Raw genomic sequence first — 15,810 nt, 5'->3', positions numbered from 1 at the left:
GGAGGAAATCATGAGTGCTTTTTCGAATGTCACGTCGGGTGGCGCGCAACAGCTACGCCTGTTGCACACCGGTCTGTCGAGCCCTTACTGCCTGGATCCGACGCCAATGCTGGAACGCCAGCAACAGCAGGAATCCAATGCCCGCAGTTACCCGCGGCGTATTCCGCTGGTACTCGAACGAGCTTATGGCATTTACGTGCAGGACAGTCGTGGGCAGGTGTTTGTCGATTGCCTGGCCGGTGCCGGTACGCTGGCGCTGGGTCACAACCACCCGGTGATTATCGAAGCGATCACTCAGGTCATGGCTATGGGTGTGCCGATGCACACGCTGGACCTCATGACGCCGGTGAAGGACGCCTTTGTACAAGAAATATTTGGCTGTTTACCCACAGAATTCGCCCGTAATGCACGCATCCAGTTTTGCGGCCCAAGCGGGGCTGATGCGGTTGAAGCGGCGCTCAAACTGACTCGCACCGCCACCGGACGGCACTCGGTGCTGGCGTTTGAAGGGGCATACCACGGCATGACGCTGGGGACGCTGGCGATCAGCGGTAATCTGTCGCCGAAGAATGCCCTTGGTGCGTTGATGCCAGGTGTACAACGCCTGCCATTCCCCCACGATTACCGTTGCCCGTTCGGTGTGGCCGGTGATCAGGGGGTGACGCTGAACGTGCGTTACCTCGAACATTTGCTCAACGACCCGGAAAGCGGTGTCACCGCACCGGCGGCAATGATTCTGGAGCCGATCCAGGGCGAGGGCGGGGTAATTGCCGCGCCGGACCGCTGGCTACAGGAGCTGCGCCGTTTGACCACGGCCCACGGCATTCCGTTGATCGTCGACGAGATCCAGTGCGGCATCGCCCGCAGCGGCCGGATGTTCGGCTTCGAGCAGTCGGGTATCACGCCTGACGTCATTACCCTGTCCAAAGCCATCGGTGGCGGTCTGCCGCTGTCGGTGATGGTCTACAACGATTCGCTGGATGTCTGGCAGCCGGGAGCCCACGCCGGCACGTTCCGTGGCAATCAACTGGCAATGGCCGCGGGCACCGCGACCTTGCGTTTCATTCGCGATCAAGGCTTGGTGGCACACGCCGAAACCGCTGGCGCGCATCTGCGTAAGCAATTACAGATGCTGCAAAGCGAATTCGCCTGGGTTGGCGATGTTCGCGGTCGTGGTTTGATGCTCGGCATGGAAATCGTCGACCCGCAAGGCGCCCTCGACGTCCAGGGTCACCCGCCGGTAGACGCGGTCCGGGCCAAGGCTTTCCAGCAGGCTTGCCTGAAGCACGGTTTGATCGTAGAGCTCGGCGGCCGCCACGGTGCGACCGTACGCTTCTTGCCGCCGCTGATCATCACCGAACAGGAAATCGATTTCGTCGCACAAATCCTGTTCCAGGCAGCGAGCTCGATCAATGAGCGCTCCACGCGTTAATGATCCGCCGATGCACAGGGCTTACCGACATGGAACGGCAAGCCCGTTTTTTTTGAACAGGGACTGATAATGCGCAAGGCTGTAGCGACGATGAAACCGGCGTGGGTGCTGGCAACCGTATTGGCATTGAACGGCTGTGGAGCACAGGATCAGCCCGCTGAACACAGTACGTCGCCGCCGCAGGTCAAGACGCTCACCGTGCAACCCCGACCGTTTGCCATGACCTCAGACCTGCCTGGCCGAATCGAACCGGTGCGCATTGCCGAGGTGCGCGCACGAATTGCCGGTGTTGTGTTGACCCGCCATTTTGAAGAGGGCAGCGACGTCAAGGCTGGCCAACTCCTTTTCAGCATCGACCCGGCGCCGCTCAAGGCCGCCTTGATGCGGGTCGAAGGCGCCTTGGCCAAAACCGAGGCGGATGTCTATCGCGCCAACGCTCACGTGCAGCGCTACCAACAACTGGTGGAAATCAACGCCGTCAGCCCGCAGGTATTCGACGACGCGGTCTCTGATCTCAAGAGTGCCAAGGCCAACCGCCTGGCTGCTCAAGCCGATGTGGCGACTGCCCGACTCAACCTCGATTACTGTCAGGTGCGAGCACCGATCAGTGGGCGAATCGGTCGCGCCCTGGTCAGCGAGGGCGCACTGGTAGGCCAGGACGAAGCCACGCAAATGGCGCGGATTCAACAACTGGACCCGATTTATGCTGACTTCACCCAGTCCGTCGATCAAGTCGTAGCCTTGCAGCAAGCCGTGGCCAGTGGTCGCTTGACCCTGACCGGTACGGGGGCAGCCGAGGTCACGGTGAAGGTCGGTAGTGCGGCGCAAACCCGACAAGGCAAGTTGATGTTCTCCGATATCTCCGTGGATCGAAGCACTGGGCAAGTCACCTTGCGCGGCGAGTTTCCTAACCCGGACAACGTACTGCTGCCAGGCATGTACGTGCGGGTCGTGGCGCCGGCGGGGATCGATCCGCAAGCGTTGTTCGTGCCGCAGCAAGCGGTGCAACGCGGTGCAGACGGTCAGGCCCGGTTGATGCTGGTGGATGTCCAGGGTGTGGTGCGCGAACGGGTAGTCATCACCGGCGCGATGCTCGGTTCCGACTGGCAGATCACCCAGGGACTGGCGGCCGGCGAGCAAGTGGTGGTCGAGCGCGCCGACAAACTCAGTGCCGGCACCAAGGTCAACATCATCACCTTGGCCGAACAACAGGCCCGTAACTGAGGGCGTGACGCGTTTACCCACGGTTGTCAGCCAGGATCTTACCGATGCCCGATTTCTTTATTGATCGTCCGAACTTCGCCTGGGTCATCGCGTTGTTCATTGCGCTGGCGGGCGCGCTGATCCTGGGCACCTTGCCGGTCAGCCAATACCCGGACGTCGCGCCGCCGCAAATCAGTGTCAGCGCCAGCTACCCCGGTGCCTCGGCGCAGATCATCAATCAGAACATCACCAGTCTGATCGAGGAGGAGCTCAACGGCCTCAAGGATTTGTTGTATTACGAGTCCAGCAGTGCCAATGGCAGCGCCGAAACCACCATCACCTTCAAGCCGGGCATCGATCCCGACATGGCGCAGGTCGACGTCCAGAACCGCTTGCAACGGGTCGTCGGGCGCTTGCCCCAAGCGGTGGTCGAGCAAGGCCTGAAAGTGGAACAGGTACGTGCCAACTTTCTGATGATCTATGCCTTGTCCTACACCGATGGGCAGCAGGATTCGATCGGGCTGGCGGATTACGCCGCGCGGGGCATCAATAACGAGATTCGTCGCGTGGCCGGGGTAGGGCGGGTGCAGATGTACACCGCCGAACGGGCCATGCGTATCTGGGTCGATCCTGCCCGGCTTGTGGGTTACAACCTGTCGATGGCCGATGTCAGTAAAGCCATCGCCGGGCAGAACGTGCAAGTGCCCGCCGGCAGCATGGGCGAACGTCCGGGGCCCGCCGAGCAGCACATTACCGCCACCGTCATGGTGCAGGGGCAGCTCGAATCCGTGGAGGCGTTCGGCAACATTGTGCTGCGGGCCAATGACGATGGCTCCAGTGTCAGGATTCACGATGTGGCCCGAGTCGAACTGGGTCGTCAGGACTACCGCTTCGACGCTCGCCTGAACGGCAAGCCTGCGGCGGCCATGTCGGTGCAATTGGCGCCCGGTGCCAACGCGCTGCAAACGGCGGCGGCGATCAAGGCCCGGCTGGATCAACTGTCGAGCACGCTGCCAGCGAACATGACGCTGAGCGTGCCTTATGACACCTCATACTTTGTCGATGTAGCGATCAAGCAAGTCATCTACACCTTGATCGAAGCCATGGTGCTGGTGTTCCTGGTGATGCTGCTGTTTTTGCAGAACCTGCGTTACACGCTGATTCCGGCCATCGTGGTGCCGGTCTGCCTGCTGGGCACCCTTGCGGTGATGGCGCCGCTAGGGTTTTCGATCAACATGATGACCCTGTTCGGCATGGTGCTGGCCATTGGCATTCTGGTGGACGACGCCATTGTCGTGGTAGAGAACGTCGAGCGCTTGATCACTCAGGAGCGCCTGTCGCCCAAAGACGCGACCCGCAAAGCGATGCAGCAGATCAGCGGGGCGATTGTCGGCATCACCCTGGTGCTGGCGGCGGTATTCCTGCCGTTGGCGTTCATGGGCGGTTCGGTGGGGGTGATCTACCAGCAGTTTTCCATGGCGCTGTCAGTGTCGATTCTGTTCTCCGGGTTCCTGGCGTTGACCCTGACGCCGGCCCTGTGTGCCACCTTGCTAAAACCCTTCGACCCGGCGCAAGAGCGACGACCCAACCGCTGGGCGAACGGCTTCAATCGACGCTTCGATGCCTTGGCCCGGCGCTACGAGCGGTTCAGTTCGAGCTGGGTCCGGCGCAGCACTCGCAGCATGGGCCTGTACCTTATATTGTTGCTGGTACTCGGTTTTGCCTATCACCGATTGCCATCCTCATTCATGCCGTCCGAGGATCAGGGCTACATCATCACGGATATCCAGCTACCACCTGCGGCTTCGGCTTCGCGCACGGATGTGACGGTGCAAGCGTGGGAGCACTATGCCCTGGCGCAACCCGCCACGGATCAGGTGCTGGCCATCATGGGGTTCAGTTTTTCCGGGGTCGGGGCTAACGCGGCGTTGTCGTTTACCAGCCTCAAGGACTGGTCGGTTCGCGACGATGGCCAGGCCAGCGACGCGGTGGCCCGGCGCGCGAATGAGGCTTTTGAGAACGCTGCTGACGGCACGTTGTTCAGCGTGGTGCCGCCGCCGGTGGACGGCCTCGGCACCTCGAACGGTTTCGAGTTACGGTTGCAGGATCTGGCAGGGCAGGGGCACGAAGCGCTGCTGAAGGCCCGAACCCAACTGCTGGAGGCGGCCAAGGCGTCGCCGGTGATCGATTACCTGATGGAGGATGGCCTCTCGGATGCGCCGCAGATCAATGTCAGCATCGACCGCGAAAAAGCCGAAGCCCTCGGTGTGAGTTTTGATGTGATCAGCTCAGCGTTGTCCTCGGCGCTGGGCTCGGAACAAATCAATGAGTTTGCCAATCAGGGGCGGATGCAGCGGGTGATCGTTCAGGCGGACGGCATCAGCCGCCAGACGCCTGAAGCGCTGCTGCGCCTGCAAGTGCTCAACCGACAGAACCGATTGGTGCCACTGGAAGCCTTCAGTCGTTTCGAGTGGCAGGTCGGGCCACTGCAGATCGCGCGCTACAACGGCTCGGCGTCGCTGCGTTTTTCCGGTGATGCCGCGCCGGGTTACAGCACCGGCCAAGCCATGGAAGAACTGCAGAAAATCGCCCGTCAGTTACCGCCCGGTTTCAGCCTTGAATGGGCCGGGCTGTCACTTCAGGAGCAACAAGCCAGCGATCAGGTGCCGCTGCTGGTGGGGTTGTCGTTGATCGTGGTGCTGCTGGTCCTGGTGGCGCTGTATGAAAGCTGGACGATTCCCTTTGCCGTGTTGTTGATCGTGCCTGTTGGCATGCTCGGTTCGGTAGCCGCGGTGACGGTCATGGGCCTGCCCAATGATGTCTATTTCAAGGTGGGGCTGATCACGATCATTGGACTGGCGGCGAAGAATGCAATTCTCATCGTCGAGTTTGCCAAGGCACTTCACGTTCAGGGCGCGAGCCTTGCGCAAGCGGCGGCTCAGGCCGCGCGTCTGCGTTTTCGGCCGATTGTCATGACGTCCCTGGCCTTCATTCTCGGCGTGGTGCCTCTGGCGATCGCCACCGGTGCAGGTGCCGCCAGCCAGCGATCGATCGGCACAGGCGTGATCGGCGGTATGCTGGCGGCGACAGTGCTCGGAGTCTTGTGGGTACCGGTGTTCTTTGTCTGGGTCTTGTCCGTGGCAAATCGGTTGCGTAGTCGCCGTGTCGTCCTCACCGAGCCCATGGCAGACGATGGAACGCGGTAACGTGGATTCAGCTCCCACGTTACATTTTTCGGGCGCCGTTATGCCGGGAAAAAATAGCCAAAACAAAACAGTCTTGCCTCTAAGTCTGGAGACTTGGACTCGACGAATCTTTGCAAACCGTACATTTCTGAAAAGGAGTATTCGCATGTACAACCACTCAGCATCGGCACCCCACGTTAGGCAATTCCAGACAGCGGCAACTCAACGAGCATCCGAGTCAGATCGCGGCACTAATAAACATATTCGTGAGTTGCTGCGTTACTACGGACTGCGCACCAGCTTGATCCGCTTGAAAGTTATCGATGCCTTGCTGGTCGCCGCCAGAGATGGACGCTCCATCAATGCGAGCGACGTGCATGCCTACCTGGAATCATTCGCCGCCGAGTTGTCGTTCATTTGTGTGCGTGAAGTGCTCAAACGCCTGTGTGATGAAGGTGTCATCCTTTTTCAACCGGACAAGAGATACATCTTTACCACCGAAGCCTGCGCAATACTGGAACAGCACTCCGGTCGTTGAAGGGCTGAGGTGCCTTATCAGTGGCTGCTTTTGGCTGTGGATTCAACCGGTCGATGCAGCGGATTGGCTAAACCTTCAGGTCTTTTGTGTTCCGCGTATAACCAAGGAAAGCTACGGGGCAAGGTGTGGGCTGGTGGATTTTTACCAAATTCCAGAAACGACTCTTGCCGGTCCAGTCAGTTGGCGTGATTCGTTGAAGTCGGGTGGGGTCATCCACAGGCAGCGTTCACCTTCATGTTGAGTGGTCTGGAAGAGGTCGAAGGTGTTCTGTACGCGTAGTCATGGTATTGCAGGGAGGTTTGATTTGTTCGGTCAGCAGGACGCAGTTGCGTTGAGCATCGTCAGATGTCGATGCTTGCGCAGCGGAGGCGAGTGCTTATTTACTCATCTGATCCATCATGAGTGTAGATGGGATAAGTAAGGTATTGGTGTAATAGGCTTTGTATCCATATGCTGTTATGCGGACCTTGCAAGGAATTGATGTTTGGGCTGCAATTAGCGGCTTGATTACGTCATAGCTATTTTGATCGAGTTGGGTTCCATCCACATTGGTATGATAAAAAACAAGATCTGCTAGAAAAGTAGAGTTGTTTTTGCTTTCGTTTTTCGAGGTCACTCGTCCCTCTGCTTTTACGTTGATGGAGTGATCCACCGAGAAGTCCAAGTCATGATCTAGAGAACAGGTCAACATAGGCGTTAACTGATTGGCGTTTTCGTAGGTATTGAAGGCGTTCAGTAGATCGATGTTTGACGTGAAAATGATTGTGTAAAGATTATTCGATCCAAGCCCAAAAGACGACACCGTCAGGTCGGCTGGCGGGATACTGGCTGTTTTTGCGCAAGCAGTGCATAGGAGTATCGATGCGTAAATGAAACTGCGATGTCGGATCATTGGCCAAAAATACCATTGATGGAGTCAAATATCAGGTCGCAAGCGGACTTTGTTCCTTGAACGGGTTCTATGAACATCCAGCCTGCCGAGGCGTGATGAATGTCCACTGTTTTGTTCATGGTCGGGCCATCGGTGATTATCCAGTGCTCTCCAAATTTTGCTACGCCATCGGAGGAGTCTGGTTGGCTGGAATTTGCCCGAATATTGATCCAGGTTTCGGCAATAGGTGAGGGCTCAGACTTGTAAATGTCCGATCCCACCCATACCCAAAACCCTTGTCCTACGGGGTCTAGAGTGACCAAAAACTTAACGGTGTAGCCGGCCTCTGACAAGATTCTAGATAGGTGTGCTCCATTCCACCCACCAAGGCTGTGTCCAACTATGTAAACCGGACATGATTTATTGGGTATGTTGGCAATGAAATTAGTTTGGATGTCCCCGGATCCTTTCGCGTCGTTATAGCTTTTTGGCCAGCTTGTATATTTTTTCGACAAAGGCTTAATAGCACTGATTCTTTTGTCGAGAATGTTTCTTGCATCGTCGATGTTATGAAAGGCACCTTGAAAATAGTATTTCTCTTGGTCTGCAGCCCCGCCAATAAAAAATACAATCGCCTTCTTCTCTGCGACAGGCACCGACTTGACCGTCGGATCATTTGCCGCCGTCAACGTATGTGTCGTCGCCAGGCTCGCTGTCTTACCGCTTGGGAGAACAACCTGTTCTGCTGCCATCCTCAGTCCTCCAAAAACAGTTTGATGCTTTCAGGCAAGTGCGAGCTCACAACATGGGTATACCCCATCGCATCGCTGACACCATGTTCCACGCTGCCGTCTGCGCGTTGGATAGCGTAGCCGTGATTGGGCATCGGTTCGCCGGTGGCTTCGTCGACCAGTTTGAGTTTGTCGCTGAAGTGCACTGGCATCGGCAGCAGGCCGCTGAAGGGGGCTGGTACGAAGGTGTCGCCAATAATGACCGTGCCGGATCCACCAATAACCACGTTGCCGTGGCCACCGGTACTGCCTTGAGTAGCGGCATTCAGCCCATTGATGAGCACCGTAGCACTGACGGCACCGGTGATCGGGCTCCCGCATGCGGATTTATCGGTCATACGAGCGGCGGCAAGGCCATCGAAGTTCACATTAGGGGAGCCGCTGGCAATCGGATTCGTGCCATGCCCCGGAAGCGGGCAATTGGTGGGGTCTGTCACTCGGGCAGCAGGTTTGCCACTCATGGGAAGTTCCTTTTCAAGGTTTCAAATGGGGTAACAGTGGTCGATTGGCGAGTCGGAAAAGCGCCAGCACTCATCCATAGGGTTGAACAGTGCTTGGTGGTTTTCGCGCATGGGACGGCAGGCCAGCAACGTCTGCCAGGCGATTTCGACGCAGTTGTCCATGGCCAGCGTGGAATAGTCATCAAGCTGGTTGAGCCGTTGTAATTGGGCATACCAACGCTGCGGTAGGCACTGAGTAATATCTCGGCGACTTTTTCGCCCCAATGGATAAAGCGCCCTGGACTCCAGGGGGCTGTCTGGGCTAAACCAGCCCAAGCTCGGCAAGTCACCATCTGCAAGTCGTAACGTGTCGCGTTGCGAGGAAAAACCACAGGTGATGTGGACGGTCAGCCAACCCTGGTGTTGCTGGATAAATCCAGTGGGGTCGAATTGTGCCAGTGGTACGACACGATAGCCTGAGTCAGGCATTGACCTGGCAACCAACTCAGCGTCCAGCCTTGAAACGAAGGCCCGAATCGCCTTGCCTTCGCCGGACGCCGCGCAAAGAATTTCAACCGGGGTGCTCGCAGGCGTGTCGCTGAATCCGACGATGCGAACCAGTCCATAAAGGCGTAACGAGGTTTTCAGGCCGCTGGGATGATGCGAGGTATCGAGCGTGCAGGCGCAGGGGATAGGCACGTCCATAGGTGAAGAGCGCATCAAATGTTAACGTCCATGTAAATTTGCGTCACGAAGAATGCCCCGGGCAAAAGTCGCGTTCAACAATCTTTACAGTATTTAGGCTGCCAGTCGGTCAATGACTGCCGATGACGTGGGCCATACCGCCTTGGCGTTACAGCCCGGCGTGGAGCCTCTGGCGTGGACGGCCCCTTCGCGACGCAAGCTCATCCGTGGTAGTGCGGGGAGGTGTGATTGTGTTCGGTCGGCAGGACGCCGGAGAGGGAGGAAAGCGGGTTAGTTCTGGAACGCTTCCCGAATAGTTATGGAACACTCGCCGAGCAGCGAGAGCTTCACCAAACCCCAGAAACGACAAAGCCCTGAATAATCAGGGCTTTGTCGGTACAAATATGGCGGAGGCGATGGGATTCGAACTCATGGACCTGTTACAGTCGACGGTTTTCAAGACCGTTGCCTTAAACCACTCGGCCACACCTCCGTTTGCGTTGCGGGCGCCATAATACCTGAATGAAACACACTGTCAAACTCTCTGCATGGCTTGTTACAGGGCGTCTGTTATGATCTTTGCGACTGAACGTTTCAAACCCAACAGGAGTGTCGCCATGCGCGAACAGGATTACGCAGTTAATAACAGCGTGCAGGCTGAGCAGCTAGAGGTTAGCCGCGTCCTGCGCAACACTTATGGCTTACTCGCCCTCACCCTCGCATTCAGCGGCGTGATGGCGTTTGTCGCGCAGCAGATGCGTGTCGGCTACCCGAATATCTTCGTGGTGCTGATCGGTTTCTACGGCCTTTTCTTTCTCACCAACAAACTCCGTGACTCGGCGTGGGGCCTGGTTTCTGCGTTCGCGCTGACGGGTTTCATGGGTTTCCTGCTCGGCCCGATCCTCAACCGCTACCTGGGTATGCAGGGCGGCGCGGAAGTTGTCAGTTCGGCCTTCGCGATGACCGCGCTGGTGTTCGGCGGTCTGTCGGCTTATGTGCTGATCACCCGCAAGGACATGAGCTTCCTCGGCGGTTTCATCACAGCCGGTTTCTTTGTGCTGCTGGGCGCGACACTGGCGAGCTTCTTCTTCCAGATCAGCGGTCTGCAACTGGCAATCAGCGCAGGTTTCGTTCTGTTCTCGTCGGTGTGCATTCTGTTCCAGACCAGCGCCATTATTCACGGCGGCGAGCGCAACTACATCATGGCGACCATCAGCCTGTATGTATCGATCTACAACCTGTTCGTCAGCTTGTTGCAACTGTTCGGCATCATGAGCCGCGATGATTGATCGCCAGCCTTGAGTAAAAAACCCGCTTCGGCGGGTTTTTTATTGTCTGCGATTTGGCTCAGTTCGTTGGTTTCAACAAAACAGCACTCACGCCATCGGTGGCAGCCGGCGTTTGACCGGGGTCTTCTTGACGATGGCTGTGTTGGTTTCGGCGTGGCTGTTGAGGCGGTCGAGGAGGGTGTCCAGTTGTTCCATCGAGCGCACATGCAGGCGGGCGATGAAGCAGTCGTCGCCGGTGACTTTGTCGCACTCGGTGAATTCGGGGATGGCCTGAATCTGTCGCTCCACTTCCTGCAATTGGCCCGGCAACGGGCGGATGCGGACGATGGCCTGGAGTTGATAGCCGAAGCATTTGGGGTCGATTTCGACGGTGTAGCCCTTGAGCACGCCACGTTCTTCAAGGCGGCGCAGGCGCTCGGCGACACTGGGCGAGGACAGGCCGCTGATCTGTGCCAGGGCCTTGAGCGAGCGGCGTGAGTCTTCCATCAGCGCGCTGATCAGCACTTGGTCGATGTCATCGGTCATGGCGAATCCCCTGTTAGGCAATCGGCTGAATAAGCCTTGATAAAAAAGGCAGAAGCCGAGTTTAGCCTGCTTTTTGCGCTGGAGAAGCCCCCCGGTGGATTGGCATACTTTGGGCTCAAACACAGGAGGTTGATGATGGACAAAACACTACGTCGCGGCTCATTCGAAATGACCGCCGCCATGCTGATTTCCGGGACCATTGGTTGGTTCGTGCTGGTGTCCGGGCAACCGGTGCTGGACGTGGTGTTCTGGCGCTGCGTGTTCGGTGCCGCCACTTTACTGCTGATTTGCGCGGCGTTCGGCTTTCTGCGCCCTGGCATTTTGACGTCCACCACTTTCCTCCTGGCCGTGCTGAGCGGTGTGGCGATTGTCGGCAACTGGGTGCTGTTGTTCGCGTCTTACTCCCGCGCCTCGATTGCCATTGGCACGGCGGTTTATAACGTCCAGCCGTTCATGCTGGTGGGGCTGGCCGCGCTGTTTCTGGGAGAGAAGATCACCCTGCAAAAACTGTTTTGGCTGGGCATTTCGTTTCTCGGAATGCTGGCGATTGTCAGCGCACATGGTGAGCAGGGCGAGGGCGGCAACGATTACCTGATGGGGATTGGTCTGGCGCTGGGGGCGGCCTTTCTGTACGCGATTGCCGCGTTGATCATCAAGCGCCTGACCGGTACGCCACCGCATCTGATCGCGTTGATCCAGGTCTGCACTGGTGTGCTGTTGCTTGCGCCCTTCGCGCATTTCTCGGCGATACCGCAAACGCCCAGTGCCTGGGCCAGCCTGGTGACCCTGGGCATCGTGCACACCGGTTTGATGTATGTGTTGCTCTACGGCGCGATTCAAAAACTGCCGACAGCGTTGACCGGCGCGCTGTCGTTCATCTACCCGATTGCGGCGATTTTCGTTGACTGGTTCGCCTTCGGCCATCGTCTGGAGCCGCTGCAATGGATCGGTGTCGCCGCGATTCTGTTGGCCGCCGCCGGGATGCAACAGGGTTGGGGCCTGAAGCCTCGGCGGGTGGTGGCGCAATAATCAGCGCCTCAGATGTTCCAGCGCGGTGCGGTTTTCGCCAGGCGCTGGCGCATCTCGCCGATGTTCGCGGTCAATTGTCGGGTCAGTAATCGGTAGCCATCCAGCGGACTGTAGACCGGCGCATCGAGTGTTGAGTCCGATGGCGATTCGGCTGGCCGGCTGAGCCGTTGCGAAGCGCCCGATTTCAATGCCCGAGCCATACCGATCAGTTGCACCCGAATTTGTCGGTGTTCGGCTTTCAATGCCGATTGCAGATGGGCCATTGCCTCGGCGTCATCAGCATTCGGTCGGCTATTGCCGAGGATTTCCAGGATGCTCACGCACATCCGCAGATTGCGCTGAATCGCATCGAGTTCGGTCATGGAAACCCGCACTTCCTTGGACACCGAGGGCATCAGTGAGCGCAGTTGAACCATGACTGCATTCAAGCGATTCATGAGTTTCAGGTGTTCGTCAGCGGTGACGGACTCGCCGTTGATGATGCGGCCGTAGATGGCCGCGCAGTCGCGCAACGCATCGGCCAGGTTGTAGCGCCAGGAGTACACCGCATACAGCGGCAGGGCGAAGGAGAAGGCCAGTGCCAAGGCGATGCCGATCAGAATATCCACCCCGCGCCACAGGCCATCGGTGACCGGGTTGTCACCGTGCCCCGCGACAATAAACACGGTGATCGCCGACAGCAGCGCCGTGTAACCGCCCTTGCCGATGGCGTGGTACGAGAAGAATCCGCACACAACCGACATCGCGAAATAGGTCAGCCACGGCATCCCGAGCCAGGCCTGTTGCGCCACCAGCAACAAGCCGACACCGGCCCCGATCAAGGTGCCGATGGCCCGCTCGGCGGCCTTTTTGCCGATATTGCCGTGGTGTTGCAAGCCACCGATCACCACCAGCATGGTCACCGACGCCCATTCACCGTGGGGCAGGTGGATGCCGGTGGTCAGCAGGATCGTCGCCAGCAACCCCAACGAAACCCGCACCGCATGGATCAGTTTGGCGTGGCGGTAGCGCCGGTACGGGTCCAGCAACGGACGCAGTATCCGGCGCAACAGCGGTGGCAGTCGAAAGCCTCTGATGATGCTCAGGCTCGGTGTCCTCAGAAGATGTAGTCGGTGGTCAGGAAGCTCGAGTTTCGTCCGCTGATGATCTCGCTGAGAAGCTCTTTGCTGCTCTCCTGGAACTTGGTCGCCACCAGGGTCCGAATCGAAAACACTCGCAGCGCATCATGTACCGACAACGTGCCTTCGGCGGAGTTCTTGCGACCGTTGAACGGATAGGTGTCCGGACCGCGTTGGCACTGGGCGTTGAGATTGATCCGGCCGACCTGGTTGGCGAAGGTGTCCACCAGCCTGCCGACCGCCACCGGGTTGGTGCCGAAAATGCTCAGCTGCTGGCCGAAGTCGGATTCCAGGACGTAATCGATCACGGTGTCCAGATGACGGTAGGGCACGATCGGTACGACCGGGCCGAACTGTTCTTCCTGGTAGACGCGCATCTGCGGTGTCACCGGGTACAACACGGCCGGGTAGAAGAACGATGCGCGGGATTCACCGCCATTGGGGTTGACCACGGCAGCACCTTTGCTGACTGCGTCTGCCACCAGCGAATGCAGATAATCGACTTTGCTCGACTCCGGCAAAGGCGTCAGGGCCACGCCGCTGTCCCACGGCATGCCGGGTTTGAGGCTGGCGAGTTTGGCGTTGAATTTCTCGATGAACGCCTCGACCACGTCTTCGTGGACGAAGAGAATTTTCAGCGCAGTGCAGCGTTGACCGTTGAACGACAGGGAGCCGGTGACGGCTTCGTTCACAGCATTGTCCAGATCGACCTCAGGCAGAACGATGCCTGGGTTCTTCGCATCCAGGCCCAGCGCCGCGCGCAGGCGGTGAGGCCTTGGGTGGAGTTTTTTCAGGTCGCTGGCGGCCTTGTTGGTGCCGATGAACGCAAAAATGTCGATCTTGCCGCTGGCCATCAGCGCGCTGACGGTCTCGCGGCCGCTGCCGTAAATGACGTTGATCACCCCGGCGGGGAAGCTGTCGCGAAAGGCTTCGAGCAGCGGGCGAATCAACAGCACGCCGAGCTTGGCCGGTTTGAACACCACGGTGTTGCCCATGATCAGCGCCGGAATCAGCGTGGTGAAGGTTTCGTTCAGCGGGTAGTTGTAAGGTCCCATGCACAATGCCACGCCCAACGGAACGCGGCGGATCTGGCCGAGGGTGTCCTGTTCCAGTTCGAAGCGGCTGGAGCGGCGGTCAAGTTCCTTGAGGGCGTTGATGGTGTCGACGATGTAGTCGCAGGTGCGGTCGAATTCTTTTTCCGAGTCCTTGAGGTTCTTGCCGATCTCCCACATCAACAACTTGACCACCGCCTCGCGCTGTTCGCGCATGCGAGTCAGGAAGGTTTCGACGTGCTGGATACGCTCGGCCACGCGCATGGTCGGCCACAGGCCCTGGCCCCGATCATAGGCGCGGACGGCAGCGTCGAGCGCGGTCAGTGCGGTGTCGGCATCGAGCAGCGGCGTGCTGCCGAGGATTACTTGTTCATCACCATTCGCGCCGCTCAGGTACACCGGGCTACGGACTTGAGCGAGGGGCCCGGACCAGGTTTTCAGTTCGCCATCGACCAGGTATTCGCGCTGTTCGATCTGGCCGTTGAGTCGGTACTTTTCCGGGACGTTGTCGGCGGTGGGAAACAGGTTGCCAAGGATCTGTGCTGTGGTCATATCGCTACCCCGTCTGGATTGGGTGATGCACTGATGAATCGTTTTAGCAGACCTCGGACTCGCTTGTCATGACTCATCTTATGATTTTTTTGGCTCGGCAGCTGCTACAGGGCTACAGGGTTACGGGCTGCGACCTTTTGCCCTGAAAACACACAAGTAACGATCCTGCGGTTAAACTTCGCATTCTTTCTGAAGGAGTTCATATGAGTTACTACCAGCCGGGCATTCTCGCCACCCCTGTACCGCCTCAAGCTCGTCATATGTTCTTCGCCCTTGAATCCATCGAGGCGCTGCCGGCAGCGCTGGATAACCTGATGCGCCTGGTGGACGGAAAGTCGGCGGTGGTCGGTTTCGGTGAATCCCTGGTCAAGGCGCTGCACGCGCAGATCGATGGCTTGCGTGCCTTTCCTGCGCTGGTCGGTGTCGGCGTCGACAACCCGTCGACCCAACACGCGCTTTGGTGCTGGCTGCACGGTGTTGACCGTGGCGAACTGCTCAATCGCAGCAACGCGATCGAAGCCGCGCTGGCCCCGGCCCTGCGTCTGGTGCAAATGAACGAAACCTTCCGCCACATGACCGGCCACGACCTGACCGGTTACGAAGACGGCACCGAAAACCCTCACGACGAAGCCGCTGTAGCGGCCGCATTGTTGAGCGAAGGCGCGGACGGTCTGGTCGGTGGCAGCTTCGCCGCGATCCAGCAGTGGCAGCACGACTTGAAAGGCTTCCATGCGATGCCCTCCCATGAGAAAGACAACATCATGGGTCGGCGCCTGAGCGACAACGAAGAACTCGATGACGCGCCAATCTCTGCCCACGTCAAACGCACCGCCCAGGAAAGCTTCACACCCGAAGCCTTCGTGGTCCGTCGCTCGATGCCGTGGATCGAAGGCGAGCGCGCCGGCCTGATGTTCCTGGCCTTCGGTTTTTCCCTCGACGCGTTCGAATCCCAGCTGCGGCGCATGAGCGGTCTGGAAGACGGTATCACCGACGGTCTGTATCGCATCAGCCGACCGATCACCGGCGGCTACTACTGGTGCCCACCACTCAAGGACGGTCGCCTCGACCTGCGCGCACTGCGCATCGGCTAAACCTCAAGGA

Annotated in this window: 14 protein-coding genes and 1 tRNA gene; 7 read left to right on the top strand and 8 right to left on the bottom strand. The window is 58.5% G+C overall.

Features of this window, described 5'->3' with window-relative positions; genetic code table 11:
* Positions 1-10 precede the first annotated feature (10 nt).
* The 4 genes from PMI30_RS24695 (at position 11) to PMI30_RS24710 (ending at position 6,358) form a co-directional block, all read left to right on the top strand.
* The gene (locus PMI30_RS24695; protein WP_008006578.1) at positions 11-1,432 is read left to right on the top strand and encodes a diaminobutyrate--2-oxoglutarate transaminase; all 1,422 of its coding nucleotides are present in this window, start codon (positions 11-13) and stop codon (positions 1,430-1,432) included.
* A gap of 69 nt (positions 1,433-1,501) precedes the next feature.
* The gene (locus PMI30_RS24700; RefSeq protein WP_008006575.1) at positions 1,502-2,656 is read left to right on the top strand and encodes an efflux RND transporter periplasmic adaptor subunit; all 1,155 of its coding nucleotides are present in this window, start codon (positions 1,502-1,504) and stop codon (positions 2,654-2,656) included.
* A gap of 44 nt (positions 2,657-2,700) precedes the next feature.
* Positions 2,701-5,841, top strand: coding sequence for a multidrug efflux RND transporter permease subunit (locus PMI30_RS24705; protein ID WP_008006573.1), 3,141 nt, complete (start codon positions 2,701-2,703; stop codon positions 5,839-5,841).
* A 145-nt stretch (positions 5,842-5,986) separates the two neighbouring features.
* On the top strand, positions 5,987-6,358 hold the full coding sequence (locus PMI30_RS24710; protein ID WP_008006572.1) for a hypothetical protein: 372 nt from the start codon (positions 5,987-5,989) through the stop codon (positions 6,356-6,358).
* Between the two features lie 376 nt (positions 6,359-6,734).
* Here the strand turns inward: PMI30_RS24710 and PMI30_RS31655 are convergent, their stop codons facing one another.
* From PMI30_RS31655 to PMI30_RS24735, 5 genes are all read right to left on the bottom strand, one after another.
* Positions 6,735-7,010 (bottom strand): hypothetical protein, encoded by a 276-nt coding sequence (locus PMI30_RS31655; protein WP_238541971.1) that lies wholly within the window; start codon positions 7,008-7,010, stop codon positions 6,735-6,737.
* 236 nt (positions 7,011-7,246) lie between these two features.
* Positions 7,247-7,981 (bottom strand): hypothetical protein, encoded by a 735-nt coding sequence (locus PMI30_RS24720; RefSeq protein WP_008006568.1) that lies wholly within the window; start codon positions 7,979-7,981, stop codon positions 7,247-7,249.
* A 2-nt stretch (positions 7,982-7,983) separates the two neighbouring features.
* Positions 7,984-8,481: a PAAR domain-containing protein gene (locus PMI30_RS24725; RefSeq protein WP_008006565.1), complete on the bottom strand. Its 498-nt coding sequence runs from the start codon at positions 8,479-8,481 to the stop codon at positions 7,984-7,986.
* 21 nt (positions 8,482-8,502) lie between these two features.
* A complete protein-coding gene (locus PMI30_RS24730; protein WP_081501237.1) occupies positions 8,503-9,165 on the bottom strand; it encodes a hypothetical protein in 663 nt (220 codons plus the stop codon).
* 384 nt (positions 9,166-9,549) lie between these two features.
* Positions 9,550-9,637 (bottom strand) — tRNA-Ser (locus tag PMI30_RS24735).
* Between the two features lie 124 nt (positions 9,638-9,761).
* Here PMI30_RS24735 and PMI30_RS24740 point away from each other — a divergent pair.
* Positions 9,762-10,433, top strand: coding sequence for a Bax inhibitor-1/YccA family protein (locus tag PMI30_RS24740; RefSeq protein WP_008006561.1), 672 nt, complete (start codon positions 9,762-9,764; stop codon positions 10,431-10,433).
* Positions 10,434-10,520: 87 nt separating this feature from the next.
* On the opposite strand, the gene PMI30_RS24745 is transcribed toward PMI30_RS24740, so the two are convergent.
* Entirely contained in the window at positions 10,521-10,958 is a 438-nt protein-coding gene (locus PMI30_RS24745; RefSeq protein ID WP_008006559.1) for an Lrp/AsnC family transcriptional regulator, read from the bottom strand.
* Positions 10,959-11,093: 135 nt separating this feature from the next.
* On the opposite strand from PMI30_RS24745, the gene PMI30_RS24750 reads away from it, so the two are divergent.
* The gene (locus PMI30_RS24750) at positions 11,094-11,987 is read left to right on the top strand and encodes a DMT family transporter (RefSeq protein WP_008006557.1); all 894 of its coding nucleotides are present in this window, start codon (positions 11,094-11,096) and stop codon (positions 11,985-11,987) included.
* Positions 11,988-11,995: 8 nt separating this feature from the next.
* Here the strand turns inward: PMI30_RS24750 and PMI30_RS24755 are convergent, their stop codons facing one another.
* Positions 11,996-13,039: an FUSC family protein gene (locus PMI30_RS24755; protein ID WP_032834906.1), complete on the bottom strand. Its 1,044-nt coding sequence runs from the start codon at positions 13,037-13,039 to the stop codon at positions 11,996-11,998.
* 44 nt (positions 13,040-13,083) lie between these two features.
* The gene (locus tag PMI30_RS24760; protein ID WP_008006555.1) at positions 13,084-14,709 is read right to left on the bottom strand and encodes an NADP-dependent glyceraldehyde-3-phosphate dehydrogenase; all 1,626 of its coding nucleotides are present in this window, start codon (positions 14,707-14,709) and stop codon (positions 13,084-13,086) included.
* Between the two features lie 203 nt (positions 14,710-14,912).
* Here PMI30_RS24760 and PMI30_RS24765 point away from each other — a divergent pair, with 203 nt between their 5' ends.
* Positions 14,913-15,800, top strand: coding sequence for a Dyp-type peroxidase (locus PMI30_RS24765; protein WP_008006553.1), 888 nt, complete (start codon positions 14,913-14,915; stop codon positions 15,798-15,800).
* Positions 15,801-15,810 lie beyond the last annotated feature (10 nt).

It is taken from the genome of Pseudomonas sp. GM50 (genome assembly GCF_000282375.1).
Classification (GTDB): Bacteria; Pseudomonadota; Gammaproteobacteria; order Pseudomonadales; family Pseudomonadaceae; genus Aquipseudomonas.
The sequence above is the reverse complement of the archived record's forward strand: the minus strand, read 5'-3'. Positions and strand labels throughout refer to the sequence as shown.